The sequence below is a fragment of the Flavobacterium nitrogenifigens genome, assembly GCF_003254565.1.
GTDB lineage: Bacteria > Bacteroidota > Bacteroidia > Flavobacteriales > Flavobacteriaceae > Flavobacterium > Flavobacterium nitrogenifigens.
Map to the genome: position 1 here is coordinate 1 of NZ_QJRI01000171.1, position 17,173 is coordinate 17,173.

13 protein-coding genes are annotated in these 17,173 nt (G+C 34.2%); 2 read left to right on the plus strand and 11 right to left on the minus strand.

The window, feature by feature from the left end; genetic code table 11:
• On the minus strand, nucleotides 1-1,692 hold a 1,692-nt coding region (locus DM397_RS08320), incomplete at its 3' end, for a hypothetical protein (RefSeq protein WP_162615475.1).
• 540 nt (nucleotides 1,693-2,232) lie between these two features.
• On the opposite strand from DM397_RS08320, the gene DM397_RS08330 reads away from it, so the two are divergent.
• Entirely contained in the window at nucleotides 2,233-2,565 is a 333-nt protein-coding gene (locus tag DM397_RS08330; protein ID WP_111377098.1) for a YegP family protein, read from the plus strand.
• Nucleotides 2,566-2,669: 104 nt separating this feature from the next.
• Here DM397_RS08330 and DM397_RS08335 read toward each other — a convergent pair whose 3' ends face one another.
• The 8 genes from DM397_RS08335 to rhaT all read right to left on the minus strand — a co-directional run bounded on the left by DM397_RS08335 (nucleotide 2,670) and on the right by rhaT (nucleotide 13,555).
• A complete protein-coding gene (locus tag DM397_RS08335) occupies nucleotides 2,670-4,040 on the minus strand; it encodes a glycoside hydrolase family 27 protein (RefSeq protein WP_111377099.1) in 1,371 nt (456 codons plus the stop codon).
• A 166-nt stretch (nucleotides 4,041-4,206) separates the two neighbouring features.
• Nucleotides 4,207-4,794 carry a LutC/YkgG family protein gene (locus tag DM397_RS08340; RefSeq protein ID WP_111377100.1) on the minus strand — a complete coding sequence of 196 codons (588 nt, stop codon included), beginning with the start codon at nucleotides 4,792-4,794 and terminating at the stop codon, nucleotides 4,207-4,209.
• The gene (locus DM397_RS08345; protein WP_111377101.1) at nucleotides 4,787-6,187 is read right to left on the minus strand and encodes a lactate utilization protein B; all 1,401 of its coding nucleotides are present in this window, start codon (nucleotides 6,185-6,187) and stop codon (nucleotides 4,787-4,789) included. The genes DM397_RS08340 and DM397_RS08345 overlap by 8 nt, the downstream gene beginning before the upstream one ends.
• A 163-nt stretch (nucleotides 6,188-6,350) precedes the next feature.
• Nucleotides 6,351-7,091 carry a (Fe-S)-binding protein gene (locus DM397_RS08350; RefSeq protein ID WP_111377102.1) on the minus strand — a complete coding sequence of 247 codons (741 nt, stop codon included), beginning with the start codon at nucleotides 7,089-7,091 and terminating at the stop codon, nucleotides 6,351-6,353.
• Nucleotides 7,092-7,186: 95 nt separating this feature from the next.
• Nucleotides 7,187-8,548 (minus strand): FGGY-family carbohydrate kinase, encoded by a 1,362-nt coding sequence (locus DM397_RS08355; protein ID WP_111377103.1) that lies wholly within the window; start codon nucleotides 8,546-8,548, stop codon nucleotides 7,187-7,189.
• A gap of 64 nt (nucleotides 8,549-8,612) precedes the next feature.
• On the minus strand, nucleotides 8,613-9,887 hold the full coding sequence (locus tag DM397_RS08360; protein ID WP_111377104.1) for a TIM barrel protein: 1,275 nt from the start codon (nucleotides 9,885-9,887) through the stop codon (nucleotides 8,613-8,615).
• Between the two features lie 447 nt (nucleotides 9,888-10,334).
• Nucleotides 10,335-12,479, minus strand: coding sequence for a bifunctional aldolase/short-chain dehydrogenase (locus DM397_RS08365; RefSeq protein ID WP_111377105.1), 2,145 nt, complete (start codon nucleotides 12,477-12,479; stop codon nucleotides 10,335-10,337).
• A gap of 26 nt (nucleotides 12,480-12,505) precedes the next feature.
• Nucleotides 12,506-13,555: an L-rhamnose/proton symporter RhaT gene (gene rhaT, locus DM397_RS08370; RefSeq protein WP_111377106.1), complete on the minus strand. Its 1,050-nt coding sequence runs from the start codon at nucleotides 13,553-13,555 to the stop codon at nucleotides 12,506-12,508.
• Between the two features lie 386 nt (nucleotides 13,556-13,941).
• On the opposite strand from rhaT, the gene DM397_RS08375 reads away from it, so the two are divergent.
• Nucleotides 13,942-14,982 (plus strand): GntR family transcriptional regulator, encoded by a 1,041-nt coding sequence (locus tag DM397_RS08375; RefSeq protein ID WP_111377239.1) that lies wholly within the window; start codon nucleotides 13,942-13,944, stop codon nucleotides 14,980-14,982.
• Nucleotides 14,983-15,107: 125 nt separating this feature from the next.
• Here DM397_RS08375 and DM397_RS08380 read toward each other — a convergent pair whose 3' ends face one another.
• Together DM397_RS08380 and DM397_RS08385 are read right to left on the minus strand one after the other, a co-directional pair.
• Nucleotides 15,108-15,284, minus strand: a complete 177-nt coding sequence (locus tag DM397_RS08380) for a histone H1 (protein WP_008467640.1) — start codon at nucleotides 15,282-15,284, stop codon at nucleotides 15,108-15,110.
• A gap of 435 nt (nucleotides 15,285-15,719) precedes the next feature.
• Nucleotides 15,720-17,009, minus strand: coding sequence for a DUF4861 family protein (locus DM397_RS08385; RefSeq protein WP_111377107.1), 1,290 nt, complete (start codon nucleotides 17,007-17,009; stop codon nucleotides 15,720-15,722).
• Between the last annotated feature and the right edge of the window lie 164 nt (nucleotides 17,010-17,173).

Genomic DNA, 17,173 nt, shown 5'->3' on the forward strand with positions numbered 1-17,173 from the left:
AAAAATTGTAGATGAATTATCGATAACGTCCTGAACTACATTTATATCACTAGAAGTTCCTTCTTCGTTTTTATACGTGTATGATCCCGCTCCATTATTGGTAAGCGTAGTAATAGTTTCGTTTAGCTTAACAATATCATTAATATTGATAACCTTAGTGGTTCCCGTAGCATCAACGTAACTAAACTCATTTGTTGTTGAGTTATACGTCACATTGCCTTCTGCCAACTCTGAAATCTGTTGGATGATAGTCGTTACAGCCGGATTATTGAAAATTGAAGAAGCGTTATTGATAACATCTCCTACCACATCGATAGTTGTTACAGTTGCATCTTCACTTGTGTAAACATACTTGCCATCGTTAGCGGCATCTTTTACTAAAGTTGTGACAGTTTCTTTGCTTTCAACAAGCTTTGTGATTTCGTTTACAACATCGGTGTTAGCAAAAATTGTAGATGAATTATCGATAACGTCCTGAACTACATTAATATCGCTAGAAGCCCCTTCCTCGTTTTTATACGTGTATGATCCCGCTCCATTATTGGTAAGCGTAGTAACAGTTTCGTTTAGCTTAACAATATCATTAATATTGATAACCTTAGTGGTTCCCGTAGCGTCAACGTAACTGAATTCATTTGTTGTTGAGTTGTACGTCACATTGCCTTCTGCCAACTCTGAAATCTGCTGGATGATAGTCGTTACAGCCGGATTATTGAAAATTGAAGAAGCATTAGTGATAACATCTCCTACCACATCAATAGTCGTTTCAGTTGCATCTTCACTTGTGTAAACATACTTGCCGTTATTGGCTGTATCTTTTACTAAAGTCGTTACTGTCTGTTGGCTTTCAACTAAAGTCGTAATATCTTTTTTAACCTCAGTGTTACTGAAAATTGTAGATGAATTGTCAATAACATCCTGAACCACATTAATATCGCTAGAAGCTCCTTCTTCGTTTTTATACGTGTATGATCCCGCTCCATTATTGGTAAGCGTGGTAATGGTTTCATTTAGCTTAACAATATCATTAATATTGATCACCTTAGTCGTTCCTGTTGCGTCAACGTAACTAAACTCATTTGTTGTTGAGTTATACGTTACATTGCCTTCTGCCAACTCTGAAATCTGTTGGATGATAGTCGTTACAGCCGGATTATTGAAAATTGAAGAAGCATTAGTAATAACATCTCCTACCACATCAATAGTTGTGACCGTTGCATCTTCACTCGTATAAACATACTTGCCGTTATTGGCTGTATCTTTTACTAAAGTCGTTACGACCTCGTTAGCTTTTATAATTGATTCTATATCAATAACCTGCGTATTTCCTGCAATATCAATATAAGTAAACTGATTAGTAGTTGGATTAAAAGTAACATTTCCTGTACCATCCGGAACTTCTCCCGAAATTACAATTCTATTCCACTTGTCCTCATACCAATAGTAGTAACCAGGTTTAACATCGAGCACAGTCGCTGTATTAAAAACTAACAAACTGTTGATGTTTCCACTTTTAATTGTGGTTGCATCTGTTAAACCTGTTAACGCAACTCTCGGAATCAACATACCTTTGTCTGTAGCAAAAACTTCTAATTGTGCAGAAGGCGTCACCTCTTTTTTTCCTATTCCTACTTGTGAGTAAGCAGAATAACAACCTAGGACAAAAAGTAAAGGAAGTAATTTATTCTTCATAATCATTAAAACATTAAATTAGGTTATTAAAAAAACATCTAAAAAAAACTCAATATCAACCTGTTACAAAAAAAGAGAGAAACTTACTCTGCAAACAAACTGCTATAGAATTATTTTAAAATCAAAAGAAAACTTTGACTGATAAAGGTCGCTGATAACAAGATGTTTGACCTGCCTCTAAAAGTTTTTAAACTTATAGATTAAGACATTTTTTTCTGTGATAAGAAAAATGATTTTAGAATTCAATTGGGGAAAACAAAAAAAATCTGCTAAAAAAGACTCTTCTAACCCTAATCAAGCAACAATTAATTTTTGTTTTACATACATGAACAGAATAGCTCAAGTAAATAGAGCATTAGTAAGGTATACCATAGCAATCTTTAAAATCTTATATTTAAAAATGCACAAAGCCAATTAAAAGTCAATTTGCTAAAAAACATCTTTTTAGATTTTTTTTTCTTACAAAACCAATTATTATGCTGAACTTTTGTATTTTTATCAATAGCAATATTTATATACCTAACTTTAAAAGTAAACTACATGGGAAAATTTGTAATCACTACTAGAGCCAACGGAGAGTTCCAATTCAATTTAAAAGCTGGTAATGGTCAGACCATTCTAATGAGTGAAGGCTATACTACAAAAGCGGCCTGCAATAATGGTATCGAATCTGTAAAGACAAATGCGGAAGATGATAATCGCTATGACAGAAAAGAATCTAGTAACGGAAAACCATATTTCAATCTAAAAGCAGGAAATGGTCAGATTATTGGCTCTAGCGAAATGTACGAAAGCGTAGCTGCTAGAGAAAACGGAATTGAATCTGTAAAGAAAAATGCTCCAGATGCAACAATTGACGATCAGACAGCATAATCACAATCTATACATTATAAAAAAAGCTGTTTCTATTTATTTAGAAACAGCTTTTTTATTAAATGATATTCCTTTATCAATTAGAACATCTGCTTGGTGTTGATTTATTTCATAGTTTTTAATTGATATAAAACGGAACTATGCGGTTTTAAATTGACTGTTAATTCTTTTGAAGTTACTTTTGATTTTTCGTTTGTCCACATATTCAAAACTTGGGCTGTGCCAGAAATTCCTACATCAGAAAGATTTACAGAAACTTTTTGCGAAACATTATCCGAAATATTGAATAAAGCTAAATAAACACTGCCGTCTTTTATATTCTTTGATGTAACGGCAATTTTTCCTTCCTTCTGAAAAAGCTGCTTTACATTGTTGCTTTCGTTATGCATTTTTAGGACCTCTTTATTCGTTAGTAATGATAAAGTAAAAACATCATTACTAGGCAAATCGCCTCCAAAAAACAATGGCGATTTGAAGATATTAAAAAATGTAATCAAAGTATATTGTTCGTCTTTGATTAAACGCGTGATTCTATCTTCGCCCCTTTCTCCTCTTACCGAAATGCGTCCTAACGGAATCATATCGCAATCTGGCCAAGTTCCTGGCGCGATATATGGATACCATTTTTGTGCTACATCCATTAAATGCGTAATATGTGGCCATGTATCCCAAACATCATCAACCATACGCCACATATTGGCATGAGTGCTTACGTGAGCGGCATCTGAAATTGGCGTTTCTCCCGGCGAAGTGCTTAATACAATTTTTCGTCCGCATTTGTCAATCGCATTTCTAATTAAGTTGATTTCGCTTTCATGATACGGTCTTGACAAATCATCAATTTTAATAAAATCTACTCCCCATTGCGCATATAATTCGAAAATAGAATCATAATATTCCTGCGCTCCGGGTTTGTTGGCCACAACGGTATAGTTGTCTCTCAGCCATTCGCATTGCAAAGCAGTGGTATAAACCTGATCTGCTGTAATTCCGTTTGCTCCTTTTATGGGCAGTTTATCTTCAACTGCTTTTTTAGGAATGCCGCGCATGATATGGATTCCGAACTTTAATCCTTTTTTATGAATATAATCTGCTAAAGGTTTAAAACCTTGACCGTCTTTTGCTGAAGGAAATCGATTAACTGCGGGCAGATATCTTCCGTATTGATCGATTACATAACGCGGATCGGTCTGGTTATAACCTCCTGCTTTATCGTTTTCTACAAACCAGCGAATATCGACTACGATATACTCCCAGCCAAATTTCTTCAGTTCTTTTGCCATATAATCGGCGTTGGCTTTTACTTCGTGTTCTTCAACTGTTGGTCCGTAACAATCCCAACTATTCCAACCCATTGGAGGTGTTTGGGCCCATTGTTTGAATTCTTCTTTCTGAAATGCTTTGGTTTGAGCATTTGATACTGTAGACAGAAAAAGTATTCCCATCGCCATTGTACATAAGTTTTTGATTTTCATTGCAAGTGTGATTAAGTGTAAGTTATACACTTTAAAAATAATAAAAAAAACGTACTATACTGATTTTTTTATTTTCTTATATGATCAATCACTTATAAATGAAAATAAAAAATGCAGAAAAGTTACCCTTTCTGCATTCATTATTTTATATTTTTTATTTGTTTTCTTAGTCCAATAAAAACACAATCAACCCTCTAGCCCCATGCGCACCAAGAACTAAAGATTGTTCAATATCTGCTGTTTTTGAAGGTCCAGCTATAAAAGTTCCAAAACCGTATTCCATATTTCCAATTCTTCGATAAGCCTGCTGCATGGTTGGCACAAGATCTTTTTTATGAACTATAATCGCTAAATATTGTGCTATGAAAGGCGCAACACGCTGTCCTAAAATCTCATCGGTTACCCAAAGTCCGCTGTTTTCTGCCACGCCGAAATGTGCTTTTACAACTGTCAATTCAACATCTTGAAGCGAATGCGGATCTACTGTTTTCCAATCTAAAGAAGCAATTTCTGAAAGTTCTGGAAGTGTTGTAATTAATCGTTTCTCCAAATTATAATTGGATTTGATGTAATTGATGATTTCGTTATAATCTGCAACTTCAACAGGATCTCCCCCAATTCCTTTTAAAACTGTTTTATAGGTTTCTAATACATCAAATTGTTCAGAACCTAAAAGATTTAAATCTGGCAGTTCTGAAACCAATTCTGGTTGATTTGCTTTTATTCTTTTTAAAATTTCGCCTTTACTACTCATTTCCTTTTTCTTTAGATTCTCGCGAATTTTTCTTGTACCATTCTCTAAAAGATTCTTCTGGAACATCTGGCATTTCGCGCTGATCGTACCATTTATTCATCTTATTATTGACCATTCCTGGAATGTTCTTCATTACAAATCGTCCTGATTTTCCAGCAATATTAAAAACTGTCGGATTGGCTAAAACGGTAGCCATCGTTTTCATTGCAATAGTTTTAGCTTTTGGCGTATGTCCTTCTTTTACCAAAACCTGACGCCATTTGTATAATTGATCATGAATATCGATTTTTACTGGACAAACATTGGTACAAGAGCCACAAAGCGTACTGGCAAAAGGTAGATCGGCATTTTTGCTCATATCTAAGTTTGGCGCCAAAATAGAACCAATTGGTCCTGCAACCGCATTATGATAACTATGGCCGCCACTTCGTCTATAAACTGGGCAAGTGTTCATACAAGCACCGCAACGAATACATTTTAACGAATTTCTAAAATCTTCTCTTCCTAATTGTGTACTTCTACCATTGTCTACAATTACGATATGCATTTCTTTTCCGTCTCTTGGTTTCTTGAAATGACTTGAAAAAGTAGTAATAGGCTGACCAGTTGCACTTCTTGCCAATAATCTCAAGAAAACCCCTAAATGTTCTCTTTTCGGAATCAGTTTCTCGAATCCCATACAGGCAATATGAACGTCTGCTAAATGCGCACCCATATCAGCGTTTCCTTCATTGGTACAAACCACAAATTCTCCAGTTTCTGCAACAGCAAAATTGACTCCTGTAAGCGCCACTTTTCTAGTCAAAAAAGTATTTCTCAAACTATGGCGAGCAGATTCTGTCAAATATTGCGGATTGAAATTTCCTTTTTCTGTACCTAAATGTTCGTGAAAAGTTTCGCTTACATCTTCTTTCTTTAAGTGAATCGCCGGAAGCACGATATGACTTGGCGGTTCTTTTCGAAGCTGTACGATATATTCTCCTAAATCAGAATCGATTACTTCAATTCCTTTTTCGGCTAAATAATCATTTAAATGGCATTCTTCTGTAAGCATCGATTTGGATTTCACCATTTGCTTTACATCATGTTTAGCCATGATCGAATGCACGATTTCGTTGTGCTCTTTGGCATCGGCAGCCCAATGCACAGTTATTCCGTTTCGTTGGGCATTAGCCTCAAATTCAACTAAATAATCGTGAATATTAGAAAGCACATTAAATTTGATTTGAGAAGCAGTTTCACGAAGCAATTCCCAATCTGCTATTTGATGCGCTGATTTGTCTCTTTTAGCGCGAACAAACCAAAGTGTTTCATCATGCCAATTGACACGCTCTACGTCTTTATTGAACTTTGCTGCGGCTTCGCTGTGCTGTATTATTTTTTCTGATGACATTTTTAATTATTTAAAAGTCAATTTTGAAATGTTTATAATGATTTATTTAACCGCAAAGTTCGCAAGGTTTTTACGCAAGGTTCGCAAAGAGATTTTTTACTCTTAGCGTGCTTTGCGTATTTTTTCTTTGCGAACTTTGCGGTTAAAAAAACTACTCATATTTTTAGTTTTCGAGTGAATTTAATATTTCGGCAATATGAATGGTTTTAATTCTGCTTTTTTGTCTTTTTAGAATTCCATCCAAATGCATTAAGCAAGACATATCTCCACCTGTAATATAATCCACATCATGACTTTCGTGATCTTTGATACGATCTTGTCCCATTTTTACAGAAACGGCTTCTTCGGTCACGCAAAATGTACCTCCAAAACCACAGCATTCGTCTTTTCTGGTTAAAGCAACCAAATCAAGATCTTTAATACCGTGTAATAATTGTTCTGGTTTAGAGAAAAATGGTGCGTTTAATTCAGACATTTGCGAAAGCTTTAATCCACGCTGACCGTGACAGCTTACGTGCATTCCGACTTTATATGGAAATCTTCCGTCGATATGATCGATTTTTAAAACGTCTGTAATAAATTCTGTAAGTTCGTAAACTATATTTCGTATTGCTGTCGCTTTCTCTTCTTGTTTTTCGTCATGCAAATGCTCTTTTACATGCAAAACACAGCTTCCAGAAGGACAAACTATATAATCAAATCCAGAAAAATTGGCAATAAAATTGGCGTCGCATCCTTTTGTTAAATGCGCATAACCGCTATTTGCCATTGGCTGTCCACAGCAGGTTTGCCCCATCGGAAATTCGACGTCACAACCTAATTTTTGTAGTAATTCGTAGGTTGCAATTCCTACTTTTGGATAAAATTGGTCGACATAACAAGGTATAAAAAGTCCAATTTTCATGTTGTAGTATTTAGTGTGTTGTTCATTTGGCGTATAGAGTAAAAATGTAAAAAATACGTTTCTAAGCAAATTTACAACATACAGACCGTTTTTACCTAATGTTTATAAAATTTCAAGTCAATTAAATCGTTCTGAATTGGTTTCGGATTCCAATTATCATGAATTGCCAACGCTGCACCCAAAGCACTTGCCTGTGCCATCGAAGCGGCGTACACTTCAACGTCTGGAAAAGCTTCTGCCAATAAATTCATATAAATTGAATTTTTACTGAAACCTCCATCCACAAAAATCTTTTTTACCGGACTATTATGAATGACCAAATTGGTAGAAAAAACCTGCTGTTCTACCAAATCCAGCATTAATTGATGATATGCTGTTTCGTAATCTTTATAATGCGAAAGATCTCTATCTTGAAATGGGCATTCTTTCAAAATATCAAAATTGTACTTTTTAGGATAAATGATTTGAAAATTGAGAGCTCGCAAATTGGCTACGATTTTCTTATCAAAATAAACTTCCTTGTACGTATCAACAGGAACATTAAAATGCTGTGCCAAACGTTTGGTCTGTACTTCATGTTCGTTTCCTGCAAACAATCTTGCCGCTTTTACAGGCTTTTCTGTGTACTGCATGTAACATAGACAATCGTTTTGCGATTCGTCAAAAGTCAGCTGTTTGTTGTTGAACGGATTTAAAGAAATACTCCAAGTTCCCGTAGACAATAATACAAAAGGTTCCGTAAAATTGATTGTATATGGAATAATTGCCGATGAACTATCGTGTAAACCAACTCCAATTGCCAGATTATCACGAGTCATAATCACATCTTTACCAAAATGGATTGGCGGTATTTTATCTGAAATACCTTCTTCTTTCAACCATTTATGGTATTTCATTTTTTTGAAATTCCACAAATTGGTGTGACAGCCAATACTTGTAATATCAGCGTATGCTTCATTCGTTAAAAGAAAACTTAAAAACTGCGGCAAATGCAGACAGTATTTTACTTTTTCAAATATTTCGGGTTTCTGTTCTTTTATACGGTAAATCTGCATTCCCGAATTTAAACTGCCCAAAACTGGAGAAGCTGTTTTTACAGCAAACTTTTTTTCTCCTTTATATTTTTCGTAGAAATCTGATTTTAAATCCTCTGGATAATCCTTTAAATAATTATACAGAGGAGTTAAAACTTTTCCATTTTCGTCTATATAAACAAAACTGGCGCCGTAAGTGCTAAAATTGATGGCTTTTAAAACATAATCTTTAAGCTCTTTTATTTCAGATAATCGATCTAAAATCCAATTTTTAAGTACTTCGATATCTTCGCACGGAAATCCATCTTCGTCTGTGGTTTCCTCCAGATTAACCGATTTCTCCCAGACAATTTTATAATTTTCGTTAAATAAAAAAACCTTTTTGTTTGTTTTACCAATATCAAAAATCGCAACTACATTCATTTTTTTAATTGTAAATTGTTAATTATCAATTGTCAATTTATAATTAACAATTAATAATTTATAATTATAATCCCGTTGCCATTGTTTTTAAACCTCTTTCTTCGATAAGATTTTGTCTTACTTGAATCGAACGATATAATGCTACAGGGTTTAAAGCCGCTCCAGAACGAAGACGAGCTTCTGCAACTAATGCGCGAACGTCTGTACGGAATGCATTCTGAAGAATTTCTTGTGCTTTTACCACGTCATTTTCTTCTTGCGCTTTTTCTAATGCTTTTCTGTCCACAGAAAGTGCTTGCGCATAAGCAATCATAATCGCTTCAACAGACTGCAATAAATCTTCTAATGGATCTTTGATGTTATGAGAAGCATCAATCATCCAGCCTAAATCTTTGGCATGATTCATTCCTCTTGCATCCATTCCTTCCACTAATTCATTAAAAATCAAGAATAATTGATATGGTTTTAATGCTCCAGCCGTTAAATCATCATCTCCGTATTTTGAATCGTTAAAGTGGAATCCACCTAGTTTGTTTTCCATCAATAATAAAGAAACAATCTGCTCGATATTGGCATTTGGAAGGTGGTGGCCTAAATCGACTAAAGTCTGCGCTTTGTCGCCTAACTTTTTAACATACGAATAAGACTGCCCCCAATCTGCTACAGTCGTAGAATAAAAGTTAGGCTCAGCACATTTATACTCTAAAAATAATTTCCAGTTTGACGGTAATGCATCGTAGATTTCCTCTAAACTTTCTAATGTATTTTGATACGCTTTTCTAAAGTTTAATTGCCCAGGGAAATTAGATCCGTCTGCCAGCCAAACTGTTAAAGACTCAGATCCTAATTCGATTCCGTGTTTAATAACTTCTATGTTGTGAGCGATTGCCTGTTTGCGAACCGCTTTGTTTACGTTTTGTAAAGAACCGTATTTATAAGTATGTTCGGCACTTGCCTGATCTTGAAATGTATTTGAGTTCATCGCATCAAACTTCAAACCATGCTGATTAGCAAGTGTTTTGATTGCTTTGTAATCAGTCGGGATATCCCACGGAATGTGAAGAGAAATAGCTCCCGAAGCATTGTTTAATTTGTGAAGCAATCCAACATCTTCAATTTTTTCTTCTAAAGAACGAGGTTCTCCACCTCCAGCAAAACGTCCAAATCTTGTTCCCCCTGTTCCTAAAGCCCAAGATGGAATTGCAATTTGAAAGTCGATTAATTTTTGAATAATCGCTTCTGTATCATTTATTTCTGATGCTGTAAAAACTAATTTATTTTGGTGTTTTTTTAATAAATCTTCGTTATGAGATTCGATGTGGTTTGATCCGATTAACATAGTTATTGATATTTTAATAGAGTTTTACAAGATATAAATTTTATACGTTTAGTATATTTTTTTAACACGCAATGCCTAGATTTTAGACGCGGATGACACAGATTCGCTATCGCGAAAACGCTGATTGACGCAGATTTTTTTATCCTGAGATTTAATCTATTAAATCTGTCTAAATCTGCGTGAAACAAAAAAATCCGTTTTTTCAGCGTCTTCGCGATAGCGAATCCGTTTTATCTGCGTTCTGTAATTTTCATATGTTTACTAATTTTCAACTTAAAAATTTAATATCAGTTAAACTCTGGTTGTACTTCACTTTTTTGTTAAGTTTTCTTTGTTAAAGCGAATTGTTATATGCTAAAAAAATCTAACGTTCGAAAGAATTCGAACGCTAGACCACAAAAAACCACTTTTGCTTAAACAAACTTATATAAAAAACCTAAACAATCTTTATCTATAAAAGCCCATGCCTACGCCACCGTCAACGTTTAAGGCGTTTCCTGTAGATTTACCTAGTAAACCTCCAACAAAAGCATAACAAGCGTTAGCAATATCATCTGGCAATATGATTTCATTTAATAACGTACGTTTTGCATAGTAAGCCGGAAGTTCTTCAACTGTGATTCCGTATGCTTTTGCACGACCTTCTGCCCATCCTCCAGACCAAATGTTTGAGTCTGAAATTACAGCATCAGGATTTACTGTATTTACACGAATTTTATCTGCTCCAAGCTCTGCAGCCATTAAACGTGTTAAGTGCGCTTGAGCAGCTTTTGCCGAACCATAACCTGGGTTATTTGGACCAGCAACAACAGCATTTTTAGAAACGATATTGACAATATCACCTCCAAAACCTTGTTTGCGCATTACCTCGATTCCGGCTTTAGAAACAATAAATTGTCCTTTTACCAAAATATCGTATAATCTGTCCCACTCTTCTAAAGTGTGTTCTGCAATAGATTTAGAAATACTAATTCCAGCATTGTTTACAATAATATCTACACCTCCAAAAGCTAAACAAGCTTCGTCTAATGCTTTTTCTGTGCTTACTTCGTCAGTAACATTCAATAAAGTGCTAGAAACGGCATCTTTACCAAAAGCTTTAATAAACTCATCAGATGCGCCTTGCAAACGCTCTTCGTTAATATCATTAATTACCACACAAGCACCTTCTTGAGCGAATTTTTTAGCTATAGCTTTACCAATTCCGCCCGCAGAACCAGTGATTAAAGCTACTCTTCCAGACAATGCTTTTGGTTTTGGCATACGCTGTAATTTTGCTTCTTCTAATAACCAATATTCAATATCAAAAGCTTCTTGGTGTGGTAAAGAAGTATATTCTGAAACTGCTTCAGCACCTTTCATTACGTTTACGGCATTGATATAATATTCAGATGCCAAGCGAGCCATTGTTTTATCTTTAGCAAAAGTGAACATACCAACTCCTGGATATAAAATAACAACCGGGTTTGGGTCACGCATTGCTGGCGAGTTTGATTTTTTGCATGCATTATAATACTCTTTGTACATAGCACGGTAAGCCTCAAATGCAGGAGCTAATTTTGCTTTTACTGCAGCAACATCAGATAAATCTTCGTTTGGATCTAATTCTAAAACCAATGGACTGATTTTAGTTCTCAAGAAGTGATCTGGACAAGATGTTCCTAATGGAGCTAATTTTGCTAAATCATTAGAATTAATAAATTCCAAAACTCTTGCATCGTCTGTATAATGACCAATCATTTGACGCTCTGATGAACAGAAACCTCTTAAAATCGGAGCTACTTTTGCTGCTTTTAATTTACGGTCTGCTTCTGGAAGACTGTCAATTTTCTTTCCTCCAAAAACTGGACGTGTTTTTCCATAATTATCTTCTAAGTAAGTCGCACATTTCTCGATTACTTCCAGCGTATTGATATAACTATCAAACGCAGTGTCTCCCCAAGTAAACAAACCATGAGAACCTAACATGATTCCGCGTAGTTTTTTACCATTTTTTTCTGCTTCTTCTAAACAAGCTCTCAACTGAAGACCAAGATCAAATCCTGGACGCTGCCAACCTACCCAGCCAATTTCTCCGTTGAATAATTCTTCTGTGATTTTCTTTCCATCTTTTGCAGCAGCGATTGCAATTGCCGCGTCTGGATGTAAGTGATCGATATGTTTGAATGGAAGAAAACCATGTAAAGGTGTATCGATAGAAGGCGCTTTTGAAGCTAAATCGAAAATACAATGATTGAACAATTCTACCATTTCATCTTCAAACTCAATTCCTCTGTAAACGTTTTCAAGATTACGAAGTCTGTCCAAATACAAAGCTGCACAACCTGATTTTGTCAACGTTCCAATATCACCGCCAGAACCTTTAATCCACATTACTTCAGAAGATTCTCCAGTAAGAGGATCTTTGTCTGTAATTTTTACAGAAGTGTTTCCACCTCCGTAGTTGGTCAATCTTAAATCAGCTCCTAACAAGTTAGAACGATAAATAAAAAGCGCTACTTCATCACCTGCTAATGCTGCTGCCTTAGCTTCATCCCAAAGGTAGCTTACATGCTTAAAATTCATATTATTAATTGTGTTTGTATTCGACATATACTATTTTAAATTATTTCTTGTATTTATAATGAGTTACCAATTCCTACCAAAACAATTGCAAGCATGATAAGCCCAATTCCCCAGAAAAAAGTTCTCATTGTTTTTTTAGAAACCCCTGTCCATTCTTTCAAATAAAATCCCCAAAAGTTAGCTGTTAAAATGATGGTTGCCATATGCAGAATCCAAGAACTTGCACCATTTCCTAATTTGCTTTCTCCCATTCCATAAAAGAAAAACTGTAAAAACCACATGGTTCCTGCAAGAGCAGAAAACAAAACGTTTTTGGTTATTGGAGTAGATTTATCAGTATAATTTTTAATTGATTTATTTTTAAAATTCAAGTAAAGACACCAGATAAAGTTGGTTGTTAATCCTCCCCAAAGTAAAACAACATAAGTTACATTGTTTTGAAACAAAGGATTAGCTCCATTTACTACAGCTTGCTCAGCCATAGATTTTCCAGCCTCAATTCCGTAATTAAAGAATGAACTTAAAATTCCTGAAATCACCGCTACAATCAAACCTTTTACGAGATTGAAGTCTTTGTCTTTATCTTCATGACCAGTTGCAAAATCTTTCTCTTTCAGCATTCCTGCTTTTCCTGAGATTGCAATTCCGATCAGATAGACCACCACACCCAATAAAACGATCTGCCCGCCAGTATTAGTAAGCATGTGAGAGAATGAAATTTTCCCTTCTGTTGGAACAATATCATAATAAATGGAAGGCACTAAAGCTCCAAATGCAGAGCAGAATCCTAATGTAATTGAATTTCCTAAAGACATTCCTAGGTAACGAACGCCTAAACCATAAGTTAAACCGCCAATTCCCCAGATTAACCCCATTGTAAATGTGAAAGTTTTTATTGATGGAGAAGCTGATGCAATAATTTCTGTAAAATTTGGAATCGTTAAGTACGCTGCAATTGGCGGAACAATCAGCCAAGAGAAAAATCCTCCCACAAGCCAATAGCTCTCCCAAGCCCAGTCTTTCACTTTTTTGAAAGGCATATAAAAACTCCCTGAAGAAAATCCTCCGATAGAGTGAAAAATGATCCCTAATAATGATTCCATATTATTGTTTTTGGTTTAGGTTAGGTTTGTTAGTAATTTGGTTTTGTAAAATAAGAGAATGTCAAAAAGAAAACTGTCCTGTACTATCCTTTACGGATTTCATATTTTTTGTTAAAACTAAAGATTATTAGAAATAACAGCTTGCAATTATTGGGTAAATAAATTTAAAATGGCTATTTTAGCAATCGATTTCGTAATTATTGATTCTTCATTTGGGTTAAAATTCAGAAATCATAAAAAAAATATTACAAGCCTTATCGATTTCTCTTTTTCGTTATGAAAATGATTCTGCTTAACAGATTCTTTTTTATAGAAGAGATTTTTTAAAATTATTTAGAATTAAAAGAGTCTTGTTGAAATACAAGACAGATTTCCTCAAAATGAACATGATCAAACTTATTAAAATAGACGAAGATTCTCGAGTTCCGAAATACAAACAGATTGTAGACTCTATTCTTCAGAACATCGCTAACGGAAATTTAAAAATCAATCAAAAAATTCCTTCTATAAATAGTTTCAGCGAAGAATTTTATATGTCTCGTGATACTGTTGAGAAAGCGTATAATATTTTAAAAGAAAGAAAAATCATTTCTTCAATTAGGGGAAAAGGCTACTATATTACCCGAACAAAATTGGAATCTAAAGTCAATATTTTATTTTTGACCAATAAATTGAGTTCCTACAAAATGAAAACCTATAGTTCATTTATTGATACACTAGGTGCTAATGCTCATGTTGACCTCCAAATTTACCACTGCGACGAAACTTTATTTTTGAATATTTTAGATAAGTTTGAAGGTGCTTATGATTATTACGTAATAACAACGCACTTTAAAACAGACGAATTAAGGCATTTAAGTTTTACTGATGAAGTCGTCAGTGCTATTAAAAAGATCCCGCAAGAAAAACTAGTGGTTTTAGATAATATCAAATTAGGAACAGGCGATGACGTAATTAAGATTTATCAAGATTTTGAAAATGATATTTATAATGCTCTAATAGAAGGTCTTTCTAAAATATCAAAATACAAACGTTTAATTCTGGTTTATCCTGACAAAGCAGTTTATCCTTATCCTAGACGAATTTTGCACGGATTTAGAAAATTCTGTGTCGAACACGAAATCAATTTTGAGATCTTAAGTGAGGTTTATGATGATATGATTCTTAAAAAAGGAGACCTATTTATCACTATCGAAGAATCTGATTTGGTAAATTTAGTAAAACAGATTCGTGATGAAGAATTTGTTTTAGGAAAAGATATTGGTGTTATCTCTTATAACGACACTCCTTTAAAAGACTTACTTGGCATTACTGTAATGTCGACCGATTTTAATGTAATGGGAGAAACTGCTGCGAGAATGATTTTAAACAAAGAAAAAGGTCATGTAAAAGTTCCTTTTAATTTTATTGATAGAAATTCTATTTAGTAGGTGCAAAGGTTCTGAGGTTCTGAGGGACAAAGGTTTCTTCTCTTTGTCTAAAAGTCTACGTCTTTTTGCTGATAATTTATTCTATAAAAAAACCTCGTCTTTTGGACGAGGTCTTAGTTGTATTATTTTTTTGATTCTTCGATAGAAACTTTTCTGAACTCTTTTAAAAGTTTTTCAATTTCTAAAGTTGATTTACGTGCTCTTGGTCCAGCAGCTTTAATTCCTTTTTCAGTCAAAGATTCAGCTTCAGCTTTGAATGTTTCAATTTCGGCGTTGATTTTTACTAATAAATCTTTCATGCTTATATATTGTTAAATTAAGCCACAAAAATAAAAGTTTGTGTGATAGTTACAACAATTTTGCTGTTAAATTTAATGCAGTTTTTCATTCAATTTCTTTACAATAAATTGACTTCTGATTTTTCAAAAACCCCAGCAAATACAATACATTAACAATCAGTAACTTATACATGAATGTGATTTTATAACCACTTTTAGAGCTTTTTATAAAGCATTTTAAAAAATAACCAATTTTTCTAGAATTAAGTCTAGAAATACTTCAAACAGCGAACTTCTAAGCGGAGAAATTACGCGAAAAAGGAAAATTTTACGCTATGAAAGTCTTATTGGGACAAACATTTTTAAGCTATTTTACATTTAAAGAATAAAGAATTATCCATAAGATTCAAACAATCTAAGCCATTTTACTTGCATAATAGTTTAGCCATTTCAAATTTATTTTATTTCCATTTTTACCTTGATGGAAAGCTGTTTGGCCAAATTGGTCACATAATTAGTAAAGAAAACTGGGTCATTAAAGCCTTTATCTGCGCTCAGTTCCCAGGCCGCAATGGCATAATAGCTTATTTCTTTATTATTCTCTACTTTCAATTTTGCTAAATACGAATCTGTCAGCTGCCCCGTTTTTGGAGCTTCTATATAACCTTGGTAGATTTTTGCAGGAACTAAAATAGCTGTTCCTAAAATCCATTGGCGTTCATAAGTCAGATAATCATGCTGAATTAAACAAATCCAATCGCCAGCTTCTATAACTTGAAGTGGATTTTTATTGTTTAAATTAGAAATTGCTGCCAGAAAAGTTTCATTTCCTTTAATACCATTTATAGAAACAGTGTTTTTATAACCATACATGCCTGGCCAGATAGAAGTGGTTTCCTGCACTTGATATAGATTTCCTCCAGCATTCCAATTTTGATAATGGTAGCTTAAAACAGAATTAACAGGGCCTTCAGCAGCAATTTTAAAAGTGGTCTTTTCTACATTATTGATAGTGTCATTGCCTAAAATTCCAAGTCTATTTATTTTATTATCAATCAACAATGCATAACCTCCTAGGCCCACAGAATTTCCAACAGGAAAAATATCTCTTCCCCAATCGTACATTACATGATAATTATCTTCAACTGCACCTTTGCTATTTATCCCCACATTTTCGGGAGTTATTCCTGGAAGTTTTTTCCCGAAAACATCTTTAGAATTTCTTCCGTCCAAATAATGTCTAAAACCGACTTTATCATTTTCCCAAGTTGGACCATCTGTCTGGTATTTTTGATAGCCCAATTTTCTATGAACTTGATCTGCCATTAATACTTCCTGCGTATCAGGATGAACTGGAAGATCCTTCCCTTCTCTTTTTCCAAAACGAACACTTGTTTTTACTGGAAACTTCGGATCTGTTTCAGACCATTTTAATTGAATATCTTTTTCTTCGTTTGGAAGAAAATCCACAGTAAAAAAAAGTTCATCCCACTTTCCATCATCAGTAAAATCATTTGTTTGCGCAGGAATTGTATCTGTTTTAGAAAGCAATATCGGAAAAGTTCCCTTTATGTTATTTTCTCCTATATTCTCTCTTTTTATAGAAATTGCCTTTTGCGAAAGTGCCAAAGAACTGCCGTTCTTTAAAATAATCGTTCTTTCTGATACATTTTTAGAAACTTTACAACCTATCAATAAGACTGTAGCTAAAACAGTTGGAAGATAAAATAATACTCTTTTTTTCATTCTTTCTTATTCTTTATTTTTCAGAACAATTTAGCGGTTTTAATTGTTATAATAACACTTAAAATTAGAAAACTTTGTTTAATGAATGAGCCAAAAATAAAAAGCAGGATAAAGAACAACATTTACCCTGCTTTAAAAGCATCATTTTTTAACCAAAATGTACT